Origin of the sequence: Microtetraspora sp. AC03309 (assembly GCF_020826795.1) — a bacterium.
In the GTDB taxonomy this organism is placed as follows: Bacteria; Actinomycetota; Actinomycetes; order Streptosporangiales; family Streptosporangiaceae; genus Microtetraspora; species Microtetraspora glauca.
The window spans coordinates 1-564 of record NZ_JADDIL010000399.1 but is presented as its reverse complement, the minus strand read 5'-3'; the positions used below and the strand labels follow the sequence as shown (position 1 = coordinate 564).

At 69.0% G+C, this 564-nt stretch carries 1 protein-coding gene; it reads left to right on the top strand.

Annotated features, from left to right (window positions below; genetic code table 11):
* Window positions 1–310: 310 nt before the first annotated feature.
* A partial coding sequence (locus IMZ11_RS43540; protein ID WP_305075957.1) for a methyltransferase dimerization domain-containing protein occupies window positions 311–564 on the top strand: 254 nt, incomplete at its 3' end.

Below are 564 nucleotides of genomic sequence, written 5' to 3'. Positions count from 1 at the left end.
GCCGTGTCGTCGATGGGCCCGGTTACCGGAGCAAGCCACCGATACAGCTCCGGGATGTCAGCCGTGCTGGTCTGCGTGATCTGCACACCATCGAGAATTGCACGGGCGGGAAGGCGCCCGGCCGGCGAGCGCCTCGTCCACCCGCAACAACCCCACCATCTCGAAAGACATCAGCACCTCGGCCCACCTGCCCTACAGTCATCCGGTGACTCCCGCCAAAGTGCCACCCGCCGGATTGGTTCGCGCGATCGAACGCGTCCGCCATCACCTGCGTCGCCTTCATCAACGCGCAGTACCGGCTCCCGCGGCGATGCTGGAGATGATTCTCGGTGCCTGGGTGGCCCAGGGCATCACCGTCGCCGCGCAGCTCGGCGTGGCCGACGCGCTGGTCGCCGGCCCACTGCATCCCGAGGAACTGGCCAGACGGGTCGAGGCCGACCCCGACGCCCTGGACCGGCTGATGCGCGCCCTGGTCAGCGAGGGGATCTTCCGCCGCACCCGTGACGGGCGCTACGCGCTCAACGCGCTGGGTGACACGCTGCGCAAAGACGCGCCCGTCTCGAT